This is a genomic window from Shewanella electrica, assembly GCF_022321485.1.
GTDB classification, from domain to species: domain Bacteria; phylum Pseudomonadota; class Gammaproteobacteria; order Enterobacterales; family Shewanellaceae; genus Shewanella; species Shewanella electrica.
On sequence record NZ_JAKOGG010000013.1, the window covers coordinates 33,931 to 57,065 of the forward strand.

General features: G+C 47.5%; 24 protein-coding genes. 14 read left to right on the forward strand and 10 right to left on the reverse strand.

Annotated elements, in window-relative coordinates:
* Positions 1 to 25: 25 nt before the first annotated feature.
* On the forward strand, positions 26 to 919 hold the full coding sequence (gene rarD, locus L9G74_RS15310; RefSeq protein ID WP_238897297.1) for an EamA family transporter RarD: 894 nt from the start codon (positions 26 to 28) through the stop codon (positions 917 to 919).
* Between the two features lie 263 nt (positions 920 to 1,182).
* Here rarD and argA read toward each other — a convergent pair whose 3' ends face one another.
* The 4 genes from argA to radC form a co-directional block, all read right to left on the reverse strand.
* A complete protein-coding gene (gene argA / locus L9G74_RS15315) occupies positions 1,183 to 2,499 on the reverse strand; it encodes an amino-acid N-acetyltransferase (RefSeq protein WP_238897298.1) in 1,317 nt (438 codons plus the stop codon).
* 250 nt (positions 2,500 to 2,749) lie between these two features.
* A complete protein-coding gene (gene rpmG, locus L9G74_RS15320; protein WP_007651290.1) occupies positions 2,750 to 2,923 on the reverse strand; it encodes a 50S ribosomal protein L33 in 174 nt (57 codons plus the stop codon).
* Positions 2,924 to 2,929: 6 nt separating this feature from the next.
* The gene (gene rpmB / locus L9G74_RS15325) at positions 2,930 to 3,166 is read right to left on the reverse strand and encodes a 50S ribosomal protein L28 (protein WP_028769274.1); all 237 of its coding nucleotides are present in this window, start codon (positions 3,164 to 3,166) and stop codon (positions 2,930 to 2,932) included.
* Between the two features lie 122 nt (positions 3,167 to 3,288).
* The gene (gene radC, locus L9G74_RS15330; RefSeq protein WP_238897299.1) at positions 3,289 to 3,966 is read right to left on the reverse strand and encodes a RadC family protein; all 678 of its coding nucleotides are present in this window, start codon (positions 3,964 to 3,966) and stop codon (positions 3,289 to 3,291) included.
* Between the two features lie 187 nt (positions 3,967 to 4,153).
* Between radC and coaBC the strand changes: the two genes are divergently transcribed.
* From coaBC to folE, 5 genes are all read left to right on the forward strand, one after another.
* On the forward strand, positions 4,154 to 5,368 hold the full coding sequence (gene coaBC / locus L9G74_RS15335) for a bifunctional phosphopantothenoylcysteine decarboxylase/phosphopantothenate--cysteine ligase CoaBC (RefSeq protein ID WP_238897300.1): 1,215 nt from the start codon (positions 4,154 to 4,156) through the stop codon (positions 5,366 to 5,368).
* Positions 5,352 to 5,813 (forward strand): dUTP diphosphatase, encoded by a 462-nt coding sequence (dut, locus tag L9G74_RS15340; protein WP_238897301.1) that lies wholly within the window; start codon positions 5,352 to 5,354, stop codon positions 5,811 to 5,813. The genes coaBC and dut overlap by 17 nt, the downstream gene beginning before the upstream one ends.
* Before the next feature lie 15 nt (positions 5,814 to 5,828).
* Complete coding sequence (gene slmA / locus L9G74_RS15345) at positions 5,829 to 6,422, forward strand: nucleoid occlusion factor SlmA (protein WP_238897302.1); 594 nt, start codon at positions 5,829 to 5,831, stop codon at positions 6,420 to 6,422.
* Between the two features lie 255 nt (positions 6,423 to 6,677).
* The gene (locus L9G74_RS15350; protein ID WP_238897303.1) at positions 6,678 to 8,630 is read left to right on the forward strand and encodes an alpha/beta hydrolase family protein; all 1,953 of its coding nucleotides are present in this window, start codon (positions 6,678 to 6,680) and stop codon (positions 8,628 to 8,630) included.
* A 162-nt stretch (positions 8,631 to 8,792) separates the two neighbouring features.
* Positions 8,793 to 9,443 carry a GTP cyclohydrolase I FolE gene (gene folE / locus L9G74_RS15355; protein WP_238897304.1) on the forward strand — a complete coding sequence of 217 codons (651 nt, stop codon included), beginning with the start codon at positions 8,793 to 8,795 and terminating at the stop codon, positions 9,441 to 9,443.
* Positions 9,444 to 9,545: 102 nt separating this feature from the next.
* On the opposite strand, the gene pyrE is transcribed toward folE, so the two are convergent.
* Both pyrE and rph read right to left on the reverse strand, forming a co-directional pair.
* Entirely contained in the window at positions 9,546 to 10,187 is a 642-nt protein-coding gene (gene pyrE / locus L9G74_RS15360) for an orotate phosphoribosyltransferase (RefSeq protein WP_238897305.1), read from the reverse strand.
* A gap of 26 nt (positions 10,188 to 10,213) precedes the next feature.
* Entirely contained in the window at positions 10,214 to 10,927 is a 714-nt protein-coding gene (gene rph / locus L9G74_RS15365; RefSeq protein ID WP_238897306.1) for a ribonuclease PH, read from the reverse strand.
* A 142-nt stretch (positions 10,928 to 11,069) separates the two neighbouring features.
* Here rph and L9G74_RS15370 point away from each other — a divergent pair, with 142 nt between their 5' ends.
* From L9G74_RS15370 to L9G74_RS15405, 8 genes are all read left to right on the forward strand, one after another.
* A complete protein-coding gene (locus tag L9G74_RS15370) occupies positions 11,070 to 11,933 on the forward strand; it encodes a YicC/YloC family endoribonuclease (protein WP_238897307.1) in 864 nt (287 codons plus the stop codon).
* A 194-nt stretch (positions 11,934 to 12,127) separates the two neighbouring features.
* On the forward strand, positions 12,128 to 13,351 hold the full coding sequence (locus L9G74_RS15375) for a tyrosine-type recombinase/integrase (RefSeq protein ID WP_238897308.1): 1,224 nt from the start codon (positions 12,128 to 12,130) through the stop codon (positions 13,349 to 13,351).
* Entirely contained in the window at positions 13,352 to 14,113 is a 762-nt protein-coding gene (locus tag L9G74_RS15380) for a hypothetical protein (protein ID WP_238897309.1), read from the forward strand.
* A 135-nt stretch (positions 14,114 to 14,248) separates the two neighbouring features.
* Positions 14,249 to 14,476 carry a helix-turn-helix transcriptional regulator gene (locus L9G74_RS15385; protein ID WP_238897310.1) on the forward strand — a complete coding sequence of 76 codons (228 nt, stop codon included), beginning with the start codon at positions 14,249 to 14,251 and terminating at the stop codon, positions 14,474 to 14,476.
* Complete coding sequence (locus L9G74_RS15390; protein WP_238897311.1) at positions 14,469 to 14,678, forward strand: helix-turn-helix transcriptional regulator; 210 nt, start codon at positions 14,469 to 14,471, stop codon at positions 14,676 to 14,678. Before L9G74_RS15385 ends, L9G74_RS15390 begins: the two co-directional genes overlap by 8 nt.
* A gap of 216 nt (positions 14,679 to 14,894) precedes the next feature.
* Positions 14,895 to 15,836 carry a YagK/YfjJ domain-containing protein gene (locus tag L9G74_RS15395; RefSeq protein WP_238897312.1) on the forward strand — a complete coding sequence of 314 codons (942 nt, stop codon included), beginning with the start codon at positions 14,895 to 14,897 and terminating at the stop codon, positions 15,834 to 15,836.
* A 184-nt stretch (positions 15,837 to 16,020) separates the two neighbouring features.
* On the forward strand, positions 16,021 to 16,662 hold the full coding sequence (locus L9G74_RS15400; RefSeq protein ID WP_238897313.1) for an HGGxSTG domain-containing protein: 642 nt from the start codon (positions 16,021 to 16,023) through the stop codon (positions 16,660 to 16,662).
* 340 nt (positions 16,663 to 17,002) lie between these two features.
* Positions 17,003 to 17,161 (forward strand): AbrB/MazE/SpoVT family DNA-binding domain-containing protein, encoded by a 159-nt coding sequence (locus L9G74_RS15405; RefSeq protein ID WP_238897314.1) that lies wholly within the window; start codon positions 17,003 to 17,005, stop codon positions 17,159 to 17,161.
* On the opposite strand, the gene L9G74_RS15410 is transcribed toward L9G74_RS15405, so the two are convergent.
* The 4 genes from L9G74_RS15410 to L9G74_RS15425 form a co-directional block, all read right to left on the reverse strand.
* Positions 17,150 to 17,821 (reverse strand): hypothetical protein, encoded by a 672-nt coding sequence (locus L9G74_RS15410; protein WP_238897315.1) that lies wholly within the window; start codon positions 17,819 to 17,821, stop codon positions 17,150 to 17,152. The two genes, L9G74_RS15405 and L9G74_RS15410, sit on opposite strands and share 12 nt — an antisense overlap.
* A gap of 79 nt (positions 17,822 to 17,900) precedes the next feature.
* Complete coding sequence (locus L9G74_RS15415) at positions 17,901 to 19,190, reverse strand: HNH endonuclease (protein ID WP_238897316.1); 1,290 nt, start codon at positions 19,188 to 19,190, stop codon at positions 17,901 to 17,903.
* Between the two features lie 32 nt (positions 19,191 to 19,222).
* Entirely contained in the window at positions 19,223 to 19,948 is a 726-nt protein-coding gene (locus tag L9G74_RS15420; protein WP_238897317.1) for a M48 family metallopeptidase, read from the reverse strand.
* Positions 19,945 to 23,109: a type I restriction endonuclease subunit R gene (locus L9G74_RS15425; RefSeq protein WP_238897318.1), complete on the reverse strand. Its 3,165-nt coding sequence runs from the start codon at positions 23,107 to 23,109 to the stop codon at positions 19,945 to 19,947. Before L9G74_RS15425 ends, L9G74_RS15420 begins: the two co-directional genes overlap by 4 nt.
* Between the last annotated feature and the right edge of the window lie 26 nt (positions 23,110 to 23,135).

Sequence of the window (23,135 nt, forward strand, 5' to 3'; positions counted from 1 at the left end):
TCCCTCGTAAACATCAGTAATCACCATGGCCGACACGGAATACCGCAAAGGAATTGTGCTAGCACTCTGCGCGTACATCATTTGGGGATTTGCCCCGCTTTATTTCAAACTGATTGATCAAATTGCGCCGGTACAAATTCTGGTGCATCGCATTATTTGGTCGTTTGTGCTGATGGTTGCCATCATTCTGCTGATGGGCGGCTATGGCCGAGTGCGCCAAGTACTGAAGCAACCGAAACAGGTCATGGTGCTCACCACCACTTCCATCCTCGTTGCCGCCAACTGGCTACTGTTTATCTGGGCAGTTAACAACAACCACTTGCTCGATGCCAGCCTTGGCTATTTCATCAATCCGTTGGTGAACGTGGTGCTAGGATTGCTGTTTCTCTCTGAACGTCTGAGTAAGTTACAGTGGTTTGCGGTGACAATGGCCGCGACAGGCGTCGCGATTCAGGTGATATCGTTCGGTTCGATTCCAGTGGTATCGCTGGCGTTAGCAGGCACCTTTGGCCTGTATGCCTTGTTACGCAAAAAGGTCAATATTGATGCGATGACCGGGCTGGTGGTGGAAACCGCCATCTTGCTGCCACCAGCGTTGTTGGTGTTATGGTTTGCTGATGGTGAACACGCATCGCATCTGCTCAGCAACGGCTGGCAACTCAACATGTTGTTGGCGGCCGCAGGCGTGATTACCACCATTCCGCTGTTATGCTTTGCTGGCGCAGCAGTGCGCATTCCATTGAGTACGTTAGGCTTTTTCCAATACGTTGGCCCAAGCATTATGTTTATCATGGCCGTACTGGTGTTTAGAGAACCGTTTGATATGGAAAAAAGCATCACCTTCGGTTTCATCTGGAGTGCGCTGCTCATCTTTACCTTCGATATGCTACGACGCCGTCGCCGCTTGGCTATGGCGTAGTTGCTTTAGCACCGCTGGCCCCTATCGATAAGACTCACCGCCGCGATGACTAAACTAAGCCAAACGTAGCTCGCTGCGGCGAGCATTTGCCGCGGCTACGCAAACCACATCATGACAATGAGCAAAATAAGCCAAGCGCCAATGAGCCGCCGAAACAACAGGGGCCAACGCAGAAGTTTGATGTGCCATATCCCCGCTGAGTGGGTATGGTGAAGTATGAACAGGGCCAACATATGATGTCAGCCCTACTCTGCAAGAACGGATTACAAATCGAGTGCGAGGATTTTTGAACGGCGCTGATAGTTATACAGCTGCTTTTTCTTGGTGGGCAACGCATCCACATCCACCATCTGGAAACCATGTTCCAAGAACCAGTGAATGCTGCGAGTCGTCAAGGCAAACAAACGCGAATAACCACGGACTTTAGCTTGGTTAACAATGTTTTTCAGCAGCAAGCTGCCGCGGTCCATATCACGATATGACGGATGCACCACGAGGCAGGCAAACTCACCAGCGTTGTCCTCTTCAAATGGATAGAGTGCCGCGCAGCCAATCACCATGCCATCACGTTCGATGATCATGAACTGCTCGATCTCCATTTCCAACTGCTCACGTGAGCGGCGTACCAAAATACCCTGCTGCTCTAATGGTCGGATCAAATCGATAAGTCCAGCGATGTCAGAAATTGAGGCGCGACGCAAACGTTCAGCACTTTCAGTCACAATCTGAGTGCCGATGCCGTCGCGAGTAAATAGCTCTTGCAGCAACGCACCATCTTCGTGATAGCTCACCAAGTGACAGCGTGGCACGCCAGCGCGGCAGGCATCAATCGCAGCCTTCAAAAAGGCTAAGGTGCTGCGGTCAGCTTCCTGCTCCGCCAAAATAGACAGCATGCGCTGTGCATCATTTGGCATCAGTTCGGCAATCACTTCGCCTTGCTCATCTTTCACGCCGTGATCGGCACTAAAACCAATCACTTTATCCGCTTTCAGCTTAATGGCGACCTGCGTGGCCACCTCTTCAGCGGTTAAGTTAAAACTTTCACCAGTCACTGACGCAGCAATCGGCCCCATCAAAATGATGCTGTTTTTCTCAAGCTGCTGTTTCAGCCCTGCGGTATCAATACGGCGCACTTTGCCAGACAGGCAATAATCGATGCCGTCATCCACGCCCAATGGCTGCGCAATGACAAAGTTACCGCTGACCACGTTGATCTGCGCCCCTTGCATTGGCGTGTTGGATAAATTCATAGATAAACGCGCGGTGATATCAAACTGCAGCGCCCCTGCGACTTGTTTGATCACTTTGAGCGTGCTGTCGTCGGTGATGCGCACACCGTTGTGATAAGCCGGTTCAATCGCATTGGCTTCCAGCGCTGCATCAATTTGCGGCCGCGCGCCATATACCAACACCACTTTGATGCCAAGGCTATGTAACAACGAGATATCGTTAATGATGGAGCGAAAATTGCCATCTTCAATGGCTTCACCACCCAACATAACGACAAATGTTTTGCCACGATGGGCATTAAGATAAGGAGCTGAATGACGGAATCCGTCAACCAATTCTGTGGTACGCACCGTTAATATCACCTTCTGCAAGCGTTCGGCACGTTTAAGGACAACGGCCGATTAAACAGGCGCCATGCTAATGCATTTTAATTCACTATTAAAGCATTTATTTTCACTCAAACTGAAATTCACTTGGAGTGATAGCCGGCGGATTTTTATGGAGAATGGCATTAGTGTGCGACGGTTTGATGAAAAAGCCAAATAAAAAAGCCTCTGCAAAAACAGAGGCTTTTCTCAGAATCCAACATAATCGAATCGATTACTTGATTTTGGCTTCTTTATAGATAACGTGCTGACGAATCACTGGATCAAATTTTTTGATTTCCATTTTTTCAGGCATGTTACGTTTATTTTTTTCGGTAGTGTAGAAGTGACCAGTCTTGGCAGATGATACCAATTTGATCTTCTCACGATTGCCTTTAGCTTTAGCCATTTTCTATTACACCTTCTCGCCACGGGCACGAAGTTCAGCAACAACTACTTCGATACCTTTCTTGTCGATAATGCGCATACCTTTGGTGGAAACGCGCAGTTGTACGAAACGCTTTTCGTCTTCCAACCAGAAACGATGGTTCTGCAGGTTAGGCAAGAAACGACGACGAGTTGCGTTTTTCGCGTGCGAACGGTTGTTACCAACCATAGGACGCTTGCCAGTAACTTGGCATACTCTAGACATGTCAATCTTCTCCAAAAAACAATTTTAACGCTCGAGCATTAATGTACCCCGTATGGCCGTCGCCCGAGGCACAAAGAGGGCGCATGTTATACAGGATAATTGAAGAAAGATCAAGCACTCGATCAATTCAACCATCCGCGTTCGGCAAAGGAGACGATCTCTAAATCCCCTACAACCATGTGATCCAACAGGGGAACATCAATGGTGGCCAGCGCACATTTTAATCGCTCAGTTATTCTTCTATCCGCCATGCTGGGCTCTGCCACACCCGAGGGATGGTTATGGCAAGCTATCACGGCACCAGCCTGTTTTTCCAAAGCAAGACGGACAACTTCTCGTGGATACACAGATGCGGCATCTAATGTCCCACGAAATAATTCTACGAACTGAATCACCCTGTGCTGACTGTCCAGCAATAACATTGCAAACACTTCATATGCACGGTCGGACAATTGTCTCATTAAATAGTCACGAGTTAAATCAGGATTTGTCAAAACCGTGCCTCTTTGTAGCTTTTCGCGTGAAATTCTGCGCGAAATTTCAGCAGCTGATTGCAATTGGGCAAATTTCACTGGACCAAGACCGGGAATTCGACGGATTTGTTGCAGCGGTGCCGACAAAATTTGTCGCAGCGAACCAAACTCCGCTAACAAAGTTCGCCCCAACTCGACCGCATCTTGTCCCGGCAACCCATTACGCAGCAATACGGCGATAAGTTCCGCATCACTTAATGTTTCCGCGCCGCTACGCAGTAGTTTTTCTCGTGGTCCTTCACCGTTTGGCCAATCTTTTATTGCCATATGCGACTCCTTTCGCGATTTACTGCCAGATGTATCAAGGTGCGCTAACCTGCTGCGGATTTGCGACCGATCACGCGCTCACCTTGCAAGTAGTGAGTATGCCCGATAATTTGCTGTGTGTACTCTGCCCTGATGTTACTGCTTTATGTTAAGGTTAGCGCTTACTTCCTAGTGCAATTTATAAGCTATGAGCCTAACAAATCAAAAGATACTGCTGGGGATCGGCGGTGGCATTGCCGCCTACAAATGCGCCGAATTGGTCAGACGCTTAAAAGACCGCGGCGCAGAAGTCCGCGTGGTGATGAGCCAAAGCGCGAAAGAATTTATTACGCCGCTGACCATGCAAGCGGTTTCCGGCCATCCCGTGGCGTCTGAACTGCTTGATCCGGCCGCAGAAGCGGGCATGAGCCATATTGAACTTGGCCGTTGGGCCGATCTGTTTATCATCGCCCCCGCAACTGCCAATGTCATCGCCAGAATGCGTAGCGGCATGGCTGACGAGTTGCTCACCACACTCGCCCTTGCCAGCAACGCGCCCATTGCGGTGTGCCCGGCCATGAATCAACAGATGTATTTGAACGCCGCGACTCAGGAAAATATTGCGGTGCTCGGCCAACGTGGTATCCACATTTGGGGCCCAGCCAGTGGCAGCCAAGCTTGTGGCGAAGTCGGCCCCGGCCGCATGCTGCAGCCAGATGATATTGTCGAGTTAGCCGAGCAGTTTTTTGAAGCGCCAATTCTTGCCGGCAAAAAGCTACTGCTCACCGCCGGACCAACCCGCGAAGCGCTCGATCCTGTGCGTTATATTTCCAACCACAGCTCCGGCAAAATGGGCTTTGCCATTGCCGCTGCTGCTGCCGCTATGGGCGCTGAAGTCACGTTAGTCTGTGGCCCGGTGAATCTGACCACGCCAGCTGGCGTCAAACGGATAGATGTAGAATCAGCGCAGCAGATGTTTGACGCCGTGATGCAACACGTCAATCAACAAGATATTTTTATCGGCTGCGCCGCGGTGGCCGATTATCGCGCGGCTACCGCCGCCGAGCAGAAGCTGAAAAAGACCTCAGCCGAGCAAACGCTGCAACTCACCTTAGTGCAAAACCCCGATATTCTCGCCAGCGTCGCAGCGCTTGATGTAAGGCCGTACACTGTGGGTTTCGCCGCTGAAACACAAAACGTTGCACAATATGCCAAACAAAAACTTGCCCGTAAAAATCTCGACATGATTGCGGCAAATGACGTTTCAAAGCAAGGACTTGGGTTCAATTCAGATAACAATGCGCTGCAGGTATTTACAAAATCGGACTGTGAAGAATTGCCAGCAACCGATAAACTAGCGCTCGCAAAACAATTATTAAAACTTATCGCTGATAAAATAAATCACCATGAAAACTCCAATTGAAGTCAAAATTCTCGACCGCCGTATTGGCGACGAGTTTCCCTTGCCTGCTTACGCGACTAGCGGCAGTGCCGGCATGGATTTACGCGCGATGATTGATGACGCATCACTCACCGTTGCTCCGGGGCAAACCATCCTTATTCCTACTGGAATCGCCATTCACGTGGCCGATCCATCACTGGCGGCGGTTATTCTGCCGCGCTCTGGCTTAGGCCACAAAAACGGCATCGTGCTGGGTAACTTAGTTGGCTTGATCGACTCCGACTATCAAGGCCCGCTGATGGTGTCGTGCTGGAACCGCAGCAGCGAGCCATTTACGCTCAACGCTGGTGACCGTCTGGCGCAACTGGTGTTTGTTCCTGTTGTACAAGCACAATTTAATGTGGTGGAAGAGTTTGATTCCAGCGAGCGTGGTGAAGGTGGTTTTGGCCATTCAGGCACGCGCTAATTAGGTGTAAGCAGTATGGCCACAAAAGAAAAATTTAATCGGCGTGAGCACATTTTGCAGTGTCTCGCGCAGATGCTGGAGACCAACCCCGGACAACGTATCACTACTGCCAAACTGGCATCCGAAGTTGGCGTTTCTGAAGCGGCGCTTTACCGCCATTTTCCTAGCAAGACCCGCATGTACGAAGGGCTGATCGAGTTTATCGAAGAGTCACTGCTGACGCGCATCAATCTCATCATGGCGGAAGAGAAAGACACCATGCGCCGTTGTCAGTTGATGTTGCATCTGCTGTTGGTATTTGCCGAGAAAAATCCCGGCATCTCACGCCTGTTAAACGGCGATGCCCTGCTAGGCGAACACGAGCGATTACGCGACCGTATCAATCAACTGTTTGCCAAGGTTGAAACGCATCTGAAGCAGATCCTCCGCGAAAAATCACTGCGCGAAGGACAGAAGTTCCACTTAGATGAAGCGATTCTGGCCAACATGCTGCTTGCCATTGCTGAAGGCCACATCGCCCAGTTTGTGCGTAGTGAGTTTAAAGTGAAACCCACCAGCCACTTTGATGCACAATGGCAGTTTATTCAAAATCAACTGCTGCAGAGCTGATGGACGAAAGAAGGACGAACATATCCATTGGCGATGTGTTCGTGCTTTTCACATTCCTCAAAAGCGCAATACTTGCCGTCATCCCCTCCCAAACCGCCACATCAGCAGCTGACAGTTTATAATTTCACTTGTTAATCTGAGAGTTACATCAAGTTTGCTGCTGTTCAACTTGTTGCCATTGTGCTTACAATAAGCCGTCCATCGGCAACGGATGTTTACGGAATGTATGCCGATGGTTTTTACAGGGATGCATACATGAGAAACACCACACTATTCGCGCTATTTCTGCTGTTCAGTTCCACCTGCGTTTGGGCCCAAACACCCGCCGAATTATTTAGTGAAGGCAGCCAATATTCCGCCATGAAGATCTCTCCCGGCGGCGATTACATCAGCGTAAAAATGAAAGATAAAGATGGCTTACAGAAGCTGGCTATCTTTAGCACTGAAAACATGAAACCTAAACACGTGGTGTTCTTTGCAGGTAATGCGCAAGTAGGTGACTATGCGTGGGTCAATGATGAGCGCGTTGTGGTTACCAAGGAATACTTAAAAGGCTGGAGCGATTCGCCGCTGTACTACGGTGAAATCATGGCCGTAAACGCCGACGGCAGCAAGCCCACCTATCTCGTTGGTTATCAAGGCAGTGTAGCCTCAATCGGCACTCGAATTAAAACCCATGAAACTGAATTGCGGGCCACTTCGAGCATTTTAGATCCGCTCAGAAATGATGCGGATAACATGCTGATCGATGCCTTACCTTGGTCAGGTAGCACACGACTGGATTATGATCGTCGCCATGATGTCTATAAAGTCAACGTATATACTGGCGCCCGGACCAAGTTACTCACAACGCCAATCGCTTTGCCCAAATACATTGTGGATGACAGTGGTGATATTCGCTTTATCGGTGGTACTGATCGTAACAATGAAGATCATATTTTCATGCGCAAAGGCGAGGACTGGGTCAATCTAGAAAAACTCGGGCTAGCTGGCTTTAGCCCTATTTCACTCACCACCGATCCCAATGTTATTTATGCCACGGAAGCAGAAAACGGCGAACCGACATCAGTTTATCAAGTCAATGTGACTAATGGTGAAAAGCAGCTGGTGGTAAATGATGCAAAAGTTTCTCCATCGCATTTTTGGATTAATCAGCAAACCAAGTCGCTATTTGCGGTGGAATTCGAGCCGGGTTATCCCTACTACGCCTTTGTAAATATGGAAGATCCCCGTACCAAACAGCTGAAAGATTTGTTGCAAAGTCTTGCAGGCTACCAAGTACGCATCGTCAGTGAAACACGCGATGCTAGCAAACTGATTATTGTCGCATTCGATAGTTTCACACCGGGGCGTTACTACCTCTACGATATCACTCACAACACGCTAAAATTGCTCGCAGATGCGCAGGCAAATATCAATCCAAACAAAATGGCGGAAGTGAAACCGATTAAAATCACCGCGAGAGACGGTATTGAATTACAGGGTTTTCTCACTTTGCCCGAAGGCAAAGAAGCCAAAAACTTGCCGCTGATTGTTAATCCGCATGGCGGTCCACACGGGATACGGGACTATTGGCAATTTGATAGTCAAAACCAATTTTTGGCCTCACTTGGCTACGCGGTGCTACAAGTCAACTACCGCGGCTCAGGCGGTTATGGTGAAGCGTTTGAGCGGGCAGGTTATCGCAAGTGGGGGAGCGATATTCAACACGATATTATTGACGCCACTAAAGCGATGATCGACCAAGGTTTTGCCAACAAAGATAAAATCTGCATTGTCGGAGGTAGCTTTGGTGGTTACTCTGCGCTGATGAGTGCCGAGTTAGCGCCGGATTTATTCCAATGCGCTGTTGGCATCGCTGGCGTTTATGATCTCAAGATGATGTTCGAAGAAGGCGACGTCCAACGCTACGATTACGGCAATGCTTATCTTCATACCGTGTTAGGCGATGACAAAGCGCTACTTGATGCGATGTCGCCCAGCAAACATGTTAATCAACTCAAGGCAAAGCTGATGTTGGTTCACGGTGGCAATGATGAACGTGCACCTATCGATCAACTGGAAGCGCTAACCGATGCCTTGGACGACATTAAATATCCATATCAAACACTTATCATGGATGATGAAGGCCACGGCTTTTACGATAATAAACACCGAGCACAGATGTATCAGCAGATGGCAGACTTTCTGCAACAAAGCTTGCAGTAACGGATTTATCGATAACTATAACCGCCAAATTTGGCGGTTATTTTTTGTCTTTTTTATGTGAATTTACCCGGTTTCGCGCTATGCTTCGCCCCCCGTATATAATGTGAGTATCGTCACAAGCTGATACAGCATTTGGGGATGTTAGCCCGAAGGAGATTATCGATGTCATCATTAAGTGAAGCAGCCATTACCGTACGCTCAGCGTTAGAAGAGCGCGGTCTAGAAACGCCGATGGTGCCGTGCGAACTTAGCCCAGAAGAACGTAAGCGCAAGATTGAAGGGCATATGCGTGAAATCCTGCAGCTAATGTCATTAGATTTAACCGATGACAGCCTTGCCGACACGCCAAAACGCATCGCCAAAATGTACGTTGATGAAATTTTCTCGGGGTTGGATTACGCCAACTTCCCTAAAATCACCGTCATTGAAAACAAAATGGGCTTTGATGAGATGGTGCGCGTGCAGGACATCAGTCTGACCAGTACCTGTGAGCACCATTTGGTGACCATTGATGGCACAGCCACCATTGCTTACTTGCCGCGTAAGAAGATTATCGGCCTGTCGAAGATCAACCGCATCGTGCGTTTCTTCGCCCAGCGTCCCCAAGTGCAAGAACGTTTGACCCAACAAGTGTTAGTCGCCTTGCAAGCACTGCTGGAAACCAAAGACGTGGCGGTGAAAATGGACGCGGTGCATTACTGTGTGAAATCCCGCGGCGTGATGGATTCCACCAGCTCAACCACCACTACAGCGCTTGGTGGGATTTTCAAATCTAACCCGGCCACCCGTGCGGAGTTTTTGCATCAGGTTTAGTTCGCTGCTTTAGCGAGCACTTTATCGCACCGACAAAAAAGCCTGACTGCTGTATTAAACATGCGTCAGGCTTTTTGCTCTCTTAGAGGTGCAACCGGCTAATTAAATACCGTATTGCTCGCGATATGCTGTTACTGCGGCCAATTCAGTTTCTTTACCTGCGGTTTGCTCCAGATAAGCCACCAAATCCGCTAGCTTGATGATAGAAACCACTTCACAGCCAAAGTCACGTTCCACTTCTTGGATCGCCGACAGCTCAGCTTTGCCCTTCTCTTGACGATCCAATGCAATCAGCACGCCCGCCAGCGTTGCGCCCGCTTGCTGAATGATTTCCATCGATTCACGAATCGCAGTACCAGCAGTGATCACATCATCCACCAGCATAATGCGACCTTGCAGCTCGCTACCCACCAGAGTGCCACCTTCGCCGTGGTCTTTTTTCTCTTTACGGTTAAAGCAGTAAGGCGTATCAACGTCATGATGATCAGCCAAAGCAACCGCAGTGGTCGTTGCAATCGGGATCCCTTTGTACGCAGGGCCAAACAGCACATCGTATTGGATACCTGCATCCACTAACGCTGACGCATAAAAACGGCCAAGACGCGCCAAATCGCGACCAGTATTAAACAAGCCCGCGTTGAAAAAATAAGGGCTTTTACGGCCAGATTTCAGGGTAAATTCGCCAAAACGCAATACATTACGCTCAAGAGCAAATTCAATAAATTCACGTTGGTAAGCTTTCACTATCGCTCCAAATTCAACTTAGCAGATTAACTTAAGGCAGCTTTTTGTACGTCGATGATTTCGCGAATGCCGTGCTTCGCCAGCTCCAGCATTGACAGCAACTCTTCGTGGCTAAATGGTTCGCCTTCTGCGGTGCCCTGCACTTCAATCATCTTACCGGTTTCAGTCATCACCACGTTCATGTCGGTTTCAGCTGCGCTGTCTTCAACGTATTCCAAATCAGCGATAGGTTCACCGTTGTAAACACCTACGCTAACCGCAGCAATCAAGAATTTCAGTGGATTCGCTTTGATAATGCCTTTAGCACGCGCCCAGTTCAACGCATCAGCCAGTGCCACACACGCACCAGTGATAGAGGCAGTACGCGTACCGCCATCCGCTTGGATAACATCACAGTCGATAACGATAGTGTTTTCACCCAGCAGCTTCATATCAACCGCAGCACGCAGCGAGCGACCAATCAGACGTTGGATCTCTTGTGTGCGACCAGACTGCTTGCCACGCGCCGCTTCACGATCCATACGGCTATGGGTTGAACGCGGCAACATACCGTATTCAGCGGTCACCCAGCCTTGCCCTTGTCCTTTCAAAAAGCGCGGTACGCCTTCAGTAAAACTGGCAGTACACAGCACTTTGGTATCACCAAACTCAACCAATACTGAACCCTCAGCGTGGGCGGTATATTGGCGAGTAATAGTGACTGGACGAATTTGAGCAGGTGCTCGATTACTAGGGCGCATGGTGACTTCCTTCAGAAAAAATTTAGCGTGTATTATAGGGCGTACGCCCACTAAGTGCCATGGCAGAGACTATGTTGCTTTAATCACTTCCGCCACGGGTTTATAATCACTGATTCAATTTTGCCAGTAACAGGATTTACTTATGATCCATAGCATGACCGCCTATGCCCGCATCGAACATAAAGCCGACTGGGGCACCGCGTCTTGGGAACTGCGCTCTGTAAACCAACGCTATCTCGAAACCTACTTTCGGCTGCCCGAGCAATTGCGCTTTTTAGAGCCAGCACTGCGCGAGTTACTGCGCAAGCGTTTAAACCGCGGCAAGGTCGAAGTTGGCCTACGTTATGACCTAGCCAGCACCCAACAAAGTGAGCTAAGTATTAACCAAGATTTAGCCCGCCAACTACTCAAAGCCGCGCAATGGGTGAAAGATGAAGCCCGCGAAGGCCATCTTAACATCGTTGATGTATTACGCTGGCCAGGTGTTGTGGCTGGTGCCGAACAAGATATGGAAGCCGTTGGCAACGAGATGCTGACCGTATTTAACAATGCGCTCGACCAGTTTATTGAAGCCCGCAGCCGCGAAGGCGCCGCTATCACCGACATGCTCACCACCCGTTTGGATGCTGTTGAAGCACAAATTGCCATCGTGCGTGAACACATGCCAAAAGTCATTGAATGGCAACGTGAAAAACTCACCAACCGCCTCGCCGAAGTTCAAGGTGAACTCGACCCAGCGCGTGTGGAACAAGAGATGGTATTACAAGCACAAAAGCTTGATGTCGCTGAAGAGATGGACCGTTTAGAAACTCACGTCAAAGAAGCCCGTCGCATCATCAAAAAAGGCGGCGCCGAAGGCCGTCGCCTCGACTTTATGATGCAGGAATTCAATCGCGAATCTAACACCCTCGCCTCAAAATCGATCTCTACTGAGATCACCGCCGCCGCCGTTGAATTAAAAGTACTTATCGAACAGATGCGCGAGCAGATCCAAAACGTCGAGTGATGTTTCCTGGCGTTCGCCCAAGTTCTAAAAACCACCACAAACCCTCGATTTAAGAGGGTTTTTTATTTACCCCTGTTTATAGTTGTTCGTGACTGTTAAGATAAAAGCGGTTACTAAAACGGTTACTAGACTCTTTAGTAACCACAAAAACACTCCAAAATATCAAAATTAGTAACCACTTTAATCGTAACCACATGAATGACAAACAAATTAAAGCACTTATAAAGTCTGGTGAGATAGTTAGGAAACCCGTCGGGGATGGGCTTTATATCCGTATACAAACGGCAGGTAAGGCATCTTGGGAAGTGCGCTATACCATTCATGGTAAACGCAAGTTCTATGCACTAGGCCAATACCCACAAGTGAGCCTCGCGGATGCGAAACTTGAAGCCCTGCGTGTGAAGGTTGAAGCGAAAAACGGCATTGACCCACAGGTAGAAAAACAGAAAAACCAGCGCGCGCCGATCAACACCATCAACGAGTTGTTTGAAGACTGGTATCAAGATCTTGCCAAGCGTCTCAAGTACCCAAATATTCCCAAGCGCATTTACGAGAAAGAAATTAAACCGCTCATCGGTAAGTATCCTATTGAAGATGTGAGCGCGAGAGATATCAGGGACATTATTCAGAAAGTCCAACAAAGTAACCGCCCTACCACCGCTAACGATACCTTGATGTACTGCAAGCAGCTATTCAACCATGCCTGCAAACTCGACCTAGCTAGAAGTAACCCTGCAAGCCCGTTTAATGTAAGTGATGCTGGTGGCATTGAGAAAAGTCGCGAACGCGCATTGAGCCGTGAAGAAATCGCCAAGCTGTTTACTATCCTGCGCGCTAATCCTGCGGCTTTTACCCGTGACAATTATCTCGCAGTCGCGTTATTGCTAGCCCTTGGTGTACGCAAAAATGAATTGATCGCGGCGAAATGGGAAGAGTTCGACTTTGAAAAGCAACTTTGGCAATTGTCCACCAGCCGTAGCAAAACAGGTGCCGCGATTACCATTCCTCTTGCGGATGCCGTGATTCCTTGGCTAGCAGAACTGAAACAACGGGCCTTTGGCTCCGAGTATCTATTCCCCACTCGCAAAGCTGGTGGCAAGCGGCCACATATATCCGCCGACACCTTAAATCATGCGCTATCCAAGTTATTTGGTAAGCCACTTAATGGTGGCACGCGTGACTATCAAAATGCGTTCGAAGAAACAGGTATCGAACATTTCACCATCCACGATTTACGCCGCAGCTTTCGCAGTTTACTCGCTGAGCTTGGTGTTCCCGGCCATGTGGCCGAACGTTGCCTAAACCACAAATTAAAAGGAGTCGAAGGGAGCTACGACCGCTATGACTACCTTGATGAGCGCCGCGACGCGCACAACCTCGTCGCAAACCTTTTAGAGCCAATTGTTAACGGAAATTAAATGAAATCTGCTTTGTATTTTAAGTATCAAATCCAACTAGATAACTATGGTCCAAGAAGTGAGGAGCTTGATGTTCAGCACGATACCGCGCTAAACATTGCCACTAGCCTAGAAACGGAGATAGCACGGGTTAAAGAACTTAATCCCGCAATGTTTTACGACCATGTAGAACAAGAATTACCGACCGAATGGAATCAAACACTCGCAGTATTTGAGAAATTTAAACAAGCAGTTCAAAGCCGAGTATCACTGCAAAAAAGAGTGGAAGAACTACTCCAACAACACCAAGGTAAATCCAAAGAGTACGAACAATGCTTAGCTTGCCTACTCGATTTGCAACAACGTCTTGAGTACTTACTTTCTGCTCTGTTCTATTGTGTCGGTCAGCACAACAAAGCCATGGCCGACCAATTCATGTTTGAAACAGGTTTGAATAAAATTCAGTCAGAGCAGTTAAAAGCCATGGCTGTGTGCAACAAAAAATATGGTCGATCGTTAAGCATCCTTGTAAAAGTACTAGGTGACTTTTATGCGAATACAGCTAACTATCCTTATCCACTAAGTAAGGTTATCGAGTGGATTGAATTACGTTGTATCAATGCAAAAATACCATTTCCCAAAGATAGAAAATCAGAACTTCTTCAATGTGTTATCGACAATACTATTCCCCAAGATGCTGGGCGTAACGCTGGTGCACCTAAACAAGAATTTAGACAGCTTCCCGAAGATCAACTTGCGACCTTTGCCCCTCTTTTTCAGTAAAATTGGTTAAAAAATAAATAGGTGGTCGCTAGGCCACCTTTCTATTACGGCCAGAGCCTATAACGAATAATCACTCCATCAAACGAGGCCGAACAGCCTCAAATAACGTTAACTTAAAACGAATGGAGTTTATTCATGAATTCAAACACTCAAACCACACAAGACCGAATCGTACGAGAGCCAGAACGCAAGCTAATTACCGCTGTAGGACGCACAACAGCTTGGCATCTAGAACGTCGAGGTTTGTTCCCTAAACGCCGTCAGTTATTCCCACATAGCAATAATGTTGGTTGGCTGTTGTCAGAACTCAATGAGTGGGTTGCCTCCCGCGAATACGCAAATTCAGGAGCTGCCAATGACTAATAAAGCCCCGAATTATTACGCACTTTATATCGAAAATAGTCGACTGGTTAGAAAGCCGGAGCTAGAGCAGCTATTAGGAATTAAGCGAACAACGCTATGGCGTTGGATAAAGAGCGGCAAGTTTCCCAAACCAACGCTAGTGCAAAGTGGTCGTTCTTACTGGCGCTTTGAAGATATTCACAACTGGCTAGCAAAGTCGTAGAGAAATTTCCTTAGTAAGAAGCAGGCTGAGTCCTGCTTTTTTTATAGCAACGGCCGCAACGCATTGAAACACGTTACGGACGATAACGTGCCGATACGAAACAGCATAACTGCCTATAAACCATGGGATAGCGCCATAAAACAGGCTCAACCCATAGCGGATATTAAATAATATACCCGCATAGCGCCGTCGAATAATCAAGCATCTGGCAACAACATGAAGAACACCAAGAAAATGAATCCGACTAAACAGAAACCATCGAATAACGGATTTTGCATTAATAAGCACAATCACAGGATCTATGCATACAAAGATCATTGTTATGAAGTCTACCGACCTAAGAGCAAAGGCTTAATCAACAAAGTCGTCAAAGCAATCATTGCTGACTACGAGATAATGCTAAGTCACTACAGTCGTGTTCTTGTGGCAAGAATAGATCTTCACCCTAAGTCATTCTCACCAACTAACGAGGCAATTACTCAGTTCTTAGAACAGCAGGTTAAAAAAATGCGTGAACAATATGGCTGTAAAGTGATGTACCACTGCGCTCGTGAGCAGGAGACTTCAAACCGCGAGCACTATCACGTTGAACTAATGCTGAGCGGGCACAAAATTCGCCATGCGCACAAACTCCTATCGCTGCTAGGTATCGCATGGAATCAATACTCCGGCGGTCACACCGCACAAGTTCCCCGTCCATTTTGTCTGGTATATCGCGGTAATAAATCTTCTCTTAGGCCAGCAATCTATCGCTCTAGCTACCTTGCAAAAGAGCACTCCAAAGAAAGAAATGGCAAAACAAAAGGCTTCATCAGCAATAAATATCCACCAGCAGTCCACTTCGAACCCGGCAACGATCTCATGCTGGTGGCACCTGATATCACCTATATGAAACACAAAAAGAAAATCGATTTTATGAACCTAAATGAAAGCGCCAAAGCTGCAATTACCAGCAAACGCCACGTTAACCCACATTGCTGGTTTGAAACCTTAGCTCATGAACTGCAATTCAAAGAGTGCCTAGCATCAAGAACTAACGAGCTATTAGCTAAGCCGAATAACGCCTCTCTGTATCTGTCCCGAGATCACTCTCTAGCAGCCCATGAACCGAGAATACAGATCACCCACCGTGAGTTGAATGATCACTCATCAGAGTAAAAAACACCGCGGCAACAGGTAGGCAAAACAAACGCGAACCGTAGCGTGCAACTTTCACTCAGAGACTCCCACGCGAAAAAACTCAGAGTGCAACAATGTAATGATCACGCTGCAAAACAAAGCCCATGAACCGAAGATGATCACTGTGTTTTACCTCCAAGTGATCATCAATTAGGAGTCCATAGTGACAAGATTCAACCTAGATAACTTACCCCGTTGTGGGGCCAAAACTCGAAGTGGAGGCAAATGCCAGCGCTATGGCAACAAGATGAATGGACGCTGTAAATTGCATGGGGGGCGTTCAACAGGCGCAAAAACTAAAGAGGGCAAACTGGCGGTACGCGTAAACGCTTTGGTGAACGTATTCATTTGGTACTTCAACAAACGATACGATTTCCCCATCAAGCAATCTGAGTGGGAGAATGCCCTTACCGCTTATCTACAAATTGGAGAACTAAGCAGCCAGTCCAACCAAACACACAACTTGGCGATCACTGATATCGTGGGTAAATACCGCGTTGAATTAGAAGCAACCAAATACTGTATTGCCGAATATGAAGGCGTAGAGGCTCTGCTGCTGATTCAATCGGCCCTAGATCACTATTACAAAGATATCGCAGCCCCACACCTCAAGTTCCACATACACGCGCCCGTATACCCTGCACCGTATTTTGATAACTTAAATGGTTCTCAAGCCGAGTTTAAGAGCATGTTGCATATGCTAGCAAACACCGGAGATAGAGCTTTTAAATCAAATTTAAGGACGCCAATGAGCCCAGAACAGAAAAGGCTAAGACAATATATAAAACTCAAACAACAGCGTTAAAAAGCGGTATTATTTTAAGAGAACTTAACGGAAGTTCATGACTTAAAAGGAAGTAGCCCAATGACAATGCCACCTGAGTTTGTAACGATTTACTGACTGGACTGCCACAAAGAATATCAGACGCTTCAACGACGAACCATTAACCTCCGTCTAGATAACGTCGATGACAACTACGTTGACAGCATGACGAACTCGGTTTGTCCCTACTGCCAAATGAAAAGCCGTAACGGTCTTTTGGTTGAAAAAGATGGTAAGTTTAATTTGTAAACGTTCTCGCAGTGGCGGCCCTCAAAACAGTGCATGTCTAACAGAGGATATACGGTGAGCATTAGGAGAAATAATGAAGGTTAAAATTGAACAAAACGCTGCAGGAGAGGCATTTTTAGCAATTCCGCAGGAGCTATTGGACGAACTTAAATGGGAAGAAGGTGATAACCTCGAATGGCTTCTAAATGACGACGGCAATTTTTGCCTAAGAAAAGTTAAGTCAACTAAATAGGTTATTACGTTCGAGGCTTTGCCACCATGCTTTGACCTTCTTCTTAGTGTCCTCGGTAAAGCCAACTCGAGTCCGATTAATAATGATGTTCTCTGCATCATGAGATGTCTGAAGCCCCCATAGTTGGGACGAACGGCACATCACAAGTAAGATATCCTTCCGCTTTGCTTTGGGAATAAGCGTATACCGCAGATACTCCTGAGCAACCCATACGCTGGGTAAGCTGGTGGCAAAGCTTTGCGCTATGTCCATGTTTGTAGAGGCATATGGCACCAGATTAAACACGCTAATATGCTTTGCCGCTTGCTCACAATTCCCATCAAATAGACTGTTGGCGACAGGCTTAAACCACTTGTCCCAACCCGGTATTTGATATGGATAAGGCTGTAAACCATCCAGTTGAGCAAATAGTTGTTCCTTTAGAGCACCATCCTCTACGACTTCTGAGGTTTTAGAATCACGGCTAGGATTGGCGTAACAAAGCACGATTTTCGCCGTTTTCAAAGGGCCAAAGAACGGCCCCGGTGGTAAGCCAAATTCAAACTCGCTATCAATGGGCTTCTGTAATTCATGAAGAAGCTCATCAAGCACCACGAGATCGTCAGGGTGCTTAGTCAATCCCATTTCTAGACAGATGTTCCAATATCCAAAAAAATCCATGCTCCATCCATCCTTAAAAGCTTAACCACCAAGGCACCTTTCCCGTTATCTTGAAATCAAAGATTAAGGAAAGGAGTAGCTATTTTTTCTTTGAATTTCCTTTAAAAAGCTGTTCATTATGATATTTCATATAATGAGCCTGCTCTTTTTTTAGAGTCCCAATAGACGTACTCGGCTCGATACCCCACTGTTCTAGAGCCCTTTCCACATTATTATTGGCACAAAGTAAGTCTCCACTTGAGTAATCAAAGGTTATCCATCCTCTGTCAAACAGGCGATCAATATGAGGGGCTAACCAAAGGCCATTATTACCATCAAGACATTCTTTATCATCACAACGACGCCAAGGTTTTATATGGCTAGCTGTTAAGAATTTCTTTTCTGACATTCCTGTAACGCGACACTTATTCTCAACCAAAGACAAGTTAGCTCGATACTTACCATGCCCCCGACGAGCGTCAATTAGCTGTTTCTTGTTCTTGGGATTTTGAGCTTCGATCTCTTTACGTTTTGCCTCTTCTTCTTCATCAATTTTTTGCTGTTCAGATTCATCCTGTACATCTGATTTGTCGTTTGAGTTTTTTTCCCAAACCTCTCTCAGTGGCGACAAATAAAACTCGATGTCTTTACGGCCTAATCGCTTAGCCTCACGTTTACGAATACTGAGCAATATTTCATCGACTTCCCAACACGCCAATTTATTAGATTCTTTAGAAGACATTTTTTCAAAGGCTTTAACAATCAACTTGCGCTGATTATTACTGGTGACTCTTTCAATCTTTTTAGGAAATAATAGAAATAACAAGACATTACGAAACTGACGGTTAGGAGTATCTTCAATATCTTCTAACCATTGTGCTAACGTTTTTGCTGTTGAGAGTAACTCTTCCCTTTTTTGGGGTTTCTCACTAAAAAAGGCCATCATTACGGTGATGAAGTAACTAAGTTCACGCCAACGATTAGTATTAAAGCTCACCCCTGTATTTGCATATCCATGCAAAACATCATCTTGAAGGAATTTGTGGTTCTCATCAAAACCGTCCCCGGTCCACTTCCATACTTGTGTGATATTCAATCTTTTTCTTTGAGGCGAAACGTTGCTAGAAGCTAATGACATAAACCAAAGCATTTCCGCTGCTAGGCGGATAGTGTCTTTCTGAGATTTTCCGAGTTGATGTTTTAGCTTTTCAAAGAAACTCTTATCGGTACTAGCATCTGGATACTCAACAAAGTCCTCATACAGCTTTTCAAAGGTTGCATAATTCCACGTTCTTGAATCAGTGAATACTCCTCGGCTATTGAGAAGGCATCGCTCCTTCCACTCTTCCACAGCCTTTAAAATACTATGATCTCTCGGTTGAATACTCATTTAACTATTCCTTTTGTTCTCTAGTAATCCCACTACACCACCAGCAATTGAGCGTTGTCTCTTAGCCATTCTTTACACTCTCGGTAGTCAGGCATTACGCGCTCAACCTCGCGCCAGTATTGCGGTGAGTGGTCATGGTGCAGCAAATGGCAAAGCTCATGCACCACCACATAATCAACGATACGGTTAGGGGCTAACACAATCAGCCAGTTGAATTCCAAATCGCCATAAGGGGTACAGCTGCCCCAGCGGCTCTTAAAGTCTTTGATACGCACTACGCCCGTTTCTACGCCAACAATCGACTGATAGCGATCCACCTTTTCGCGGATTTTCTTATCCGCATTGCGCTTGTACCAGTGAGTTAGCGAACGGCGCACAAATTGCGCCTGTGAGGCGTATTCAGGCACGGTCACAGTAATCTTGCCGTTGACCAACTTAGTCGCCGTAACGTTACCCTGCACTACCTTCAGGCGGTAATTACGGCCAAGATAAGGGAAGGCCTCGCCAGAGACATACTCTTTGCCACGCGATGGCCGTGCTTCGGCGTGAATGGCGAGCTTCTCTAAAATCCATTGATGTTTGGCGGCCACCAGCTGGTGGACTTTCTCCATCGGTAACGCCTTCGGCACCACAACAGCAACAACTCCCTCCTCCACTTTAATCGTGGCAGATTTGCGGCGCGCAGTGCGAACCACCTTAACCTCGTAGCCCGCTTGTTTGATCACATCACTGTCTTGCATCACGTCTTGCACTGTCATTTATTGCCGAACTTATGCTTAGCCAAATCGATAAAGCGGTCTTGCAGAATTGCCACCAGCGCCTTATCCCCAAAGGATTGATCGGTGACTACGTGCTTGATGTTCTTCTTCATGCGCTTCACTTCATCATCTTTTTTGAAGAAGTCGACGATCTGTGTGGCCTCATCAAACATCTGCACCAGTTGTTGAGTGGTCGCCTTAATCTCTTCATGCAGTTGGTCGTCAATCACGTCACCGTCTCTCGCCTTCGTCACTTCGCTCATCATAATGTTGTAAAAGGCAAACTCAGTTTCGTTCAAGCCTATGTCTTGCGCCGCTTGCTTATGAGCCGTACTCAGGTCGTCGGTCATCTCCAGCAACAGTTCTAATTGGCGCTCCCAATTACCTGCGGTTTTCTCAATAATGTCTCGTAACCGCAAGCTCAGTGAACGGTAGTATTCAGGGTCGTCGTCTAACTTGATGTTGATATGGTGCTTCAGCGCGCTCTCAATTTCAGAGGCTTTGGATTCCGCCGACTTTTTCTTGAGCACATGCTCTTTGAAGTTAGCGGCCAGCAAATCTATTGGCGGGATTTTCGGATCAACCCCGGTACTCAATATGTGCTCGTCCACCAGCTGTCGTACCTTCTCGCCCACATCGAGCAAATCCATACCATCATCGTGATACTGGTTGCGCGCCGCATGATGTACCTTGCCCCACAGTTTCATATCTGGGATATACGACTTAGCTGATGCATCCGGCAAAATCACGTTGAGTTGCTTGGCAAAACGCTTATAGGCGACTTCAAACTGCGCCCGCACCACATCGTCTTTGAGCGCTAACACATAGTCATCTATTTCGTCGCTGGTCACGCCTTTAAAAAACGCTTTAACGCGCCGATGTGCGTCTTCTAGCTTGGGCAGCTCATCTTTCAGGCTTTGGTATGTCCCTTCAACGTCATCACTACTAAACAGCTCCAGCGCTTCAGTGAGATAACTGGCTAAGCCGTAGTAGTCGACCACATAGCCGCATTCTTTGCCCTTGTAGTTACGGTTAACCCGCGCAATGGCCTGCATCAGCGTATGGTCTTGTAGCTTGCGGTCGATATACATCACCTGTGCAATCGGCGCATCAAAGCCCGTTAACAGCATGTCCTTCACAATCAAAAAGGCGGTGTTGTCGTACTTACGCTGTTTCTCGTCAGTGCCGGGAATATCAGTACCGAAAGGCTTCTTAAAGTTAGCGATAATCTTCTTCTGATGCACCTTATCGGTGTACTGAGCAATGTACTGCGGGTCGTTATGATCGCCCGAAATAATCACTTCTGACGGTGGGGCACCGAGTTCATCTAAGATTTTTTTAAACACAGTAGCCGCGTGGCGACTGCCCACCACAATCATCGCCTTAAAGCCATCGGGCTGTATGCGCTCGCGGTAATGCTTCAACAGGTCGATACACACCCAGCGAATACGCCGAGGCGCTCCCCGCACGGCGCGCTCAACGCCGTATTTACGCTTAATCTCTTGCTGCTCTTCTTTGGTGTATTCGCCAAAATACTCTTCAAACAGCGCATCAAGCGACTCACCCGCCACGGCGGTTTTTACCTCACGGCCTTCATACAACAGCCTTACGGTGGCACCATCCTCTACCGCCTCATTGATTTTGTACTTATCAATGTAGCCACCAAAGGCGGTATCCATCTTTTGAGTTTTAAGCAACGGTGTGCCCGTAAAACCGATTTTAGGGGCGTTAGGTAATGCGGCGTTAATCGTGGTCGCTAGGCCGCCAAATTGGGTACGGTGCGCTTCATCGGCCAACACAATAATCTTGTCTGAGGTATTGAGGTCAACAAAGCTATTGTCGCCCTGCTGCTCAGCTTCCTTCTCTGCGTCTTGGAACTTCTGCACCATGGCAGTCACCAGATCTGAGCTGTCTTTTTTCAGCAGATCACGCAGCGAGGCTACTGAATCAGCGTTGTAAACAGTTTCACCTTGCGCACCTTGGAAGGTGGTTGAGAGCTGCTCATCGAGCTGAGTTCTATCGGTGACAAACACCAGCTTGTATTGCTTAAGCTCGGGGTCATGGCGCATTTTTACCGCCAGCATCACCATGGTCAGCGATTTACCGCTGCCTTGGGTGTGCCACACCACGCCCGACTTCTCTTTGCGGGTTTTGCCCGTCTTAAGCCGTTTAATCACCTTGTTTACGGCGCGGAACTGTTGATAGCGCGCGACCTTCTTAATCAAGCGGCCATCATCCGGCTCAAACAGCACAAAGTTGCGCACGATATCGAGAAAGTTCTCACGGCTAAACATACCGGCTAACAAGCGCTGCTGCGCTGTAACTTTAGCGGCTTGGTAATCAGCTGGTGGCTCGGCCACTTGCTTCAGTTCAGTGTCAGCGGCGTCAACGGTAGCAACAGGTAACTCCACATCGAGTTTATTAGCGAGCGGCAGCACATTATTGCTATCTTGTTGTGCTATCTCTGCATCGGTTAGCGGGTAAGCGTCTTTCCAATCACCGTAGTATTGCGCGGGCGAGCTAATCGTACCGACACGGGCTCGCTCTCGACAGGTCGAAACCATCAATTGGTTATACCAAAACAGTTTTTCAGCACCTTCAAACTGCTCGGGATGCCGTTGATTGGCATAACGGCGCAGTTGGTCAATACCACAGAGAATTGGCTCTGTTTTTAGATAGGGCGATTTACATTCGATCACCGCTAACGGCAGGCCGTTAACAAAGCACACAATATCAGGGATGATGGTTTGATTAGGGCCTTCAACCTTAAACTGGTTGGCACAGATAAACTCGTTGTTGTCGATGTTATCAAAGTCCACCAGCTTAACGGTTTGGCCTTTTTTGCCTTTGCCGAGATCTTGCTCAACCGACAGATAGCCCACCATAGTTTGATAAAAGCCGTGGTTATACTCCATCAACCCAGTGCATTGCGGGTGCGTCACCATGCGCACCACCTTTTTCAGGTTCTCTTCATTGATCCACGGGTTAATACGTTCAATGGCCTGCGTTAAGCGTTTAACCAGCACCACATCGCGTAAGTAATCACGCTCTTGGTTAGTGTGCTCAGGTGCCAGCGTTTTACCGGGCACATAACGCCAGCCTAGCTGGTGGAGCTGCGCAATGGCGGGGCGTTCTACCTTGTCGAACTCATCGTTGGACATATTTGAATTCCATTTTTATGGATGAC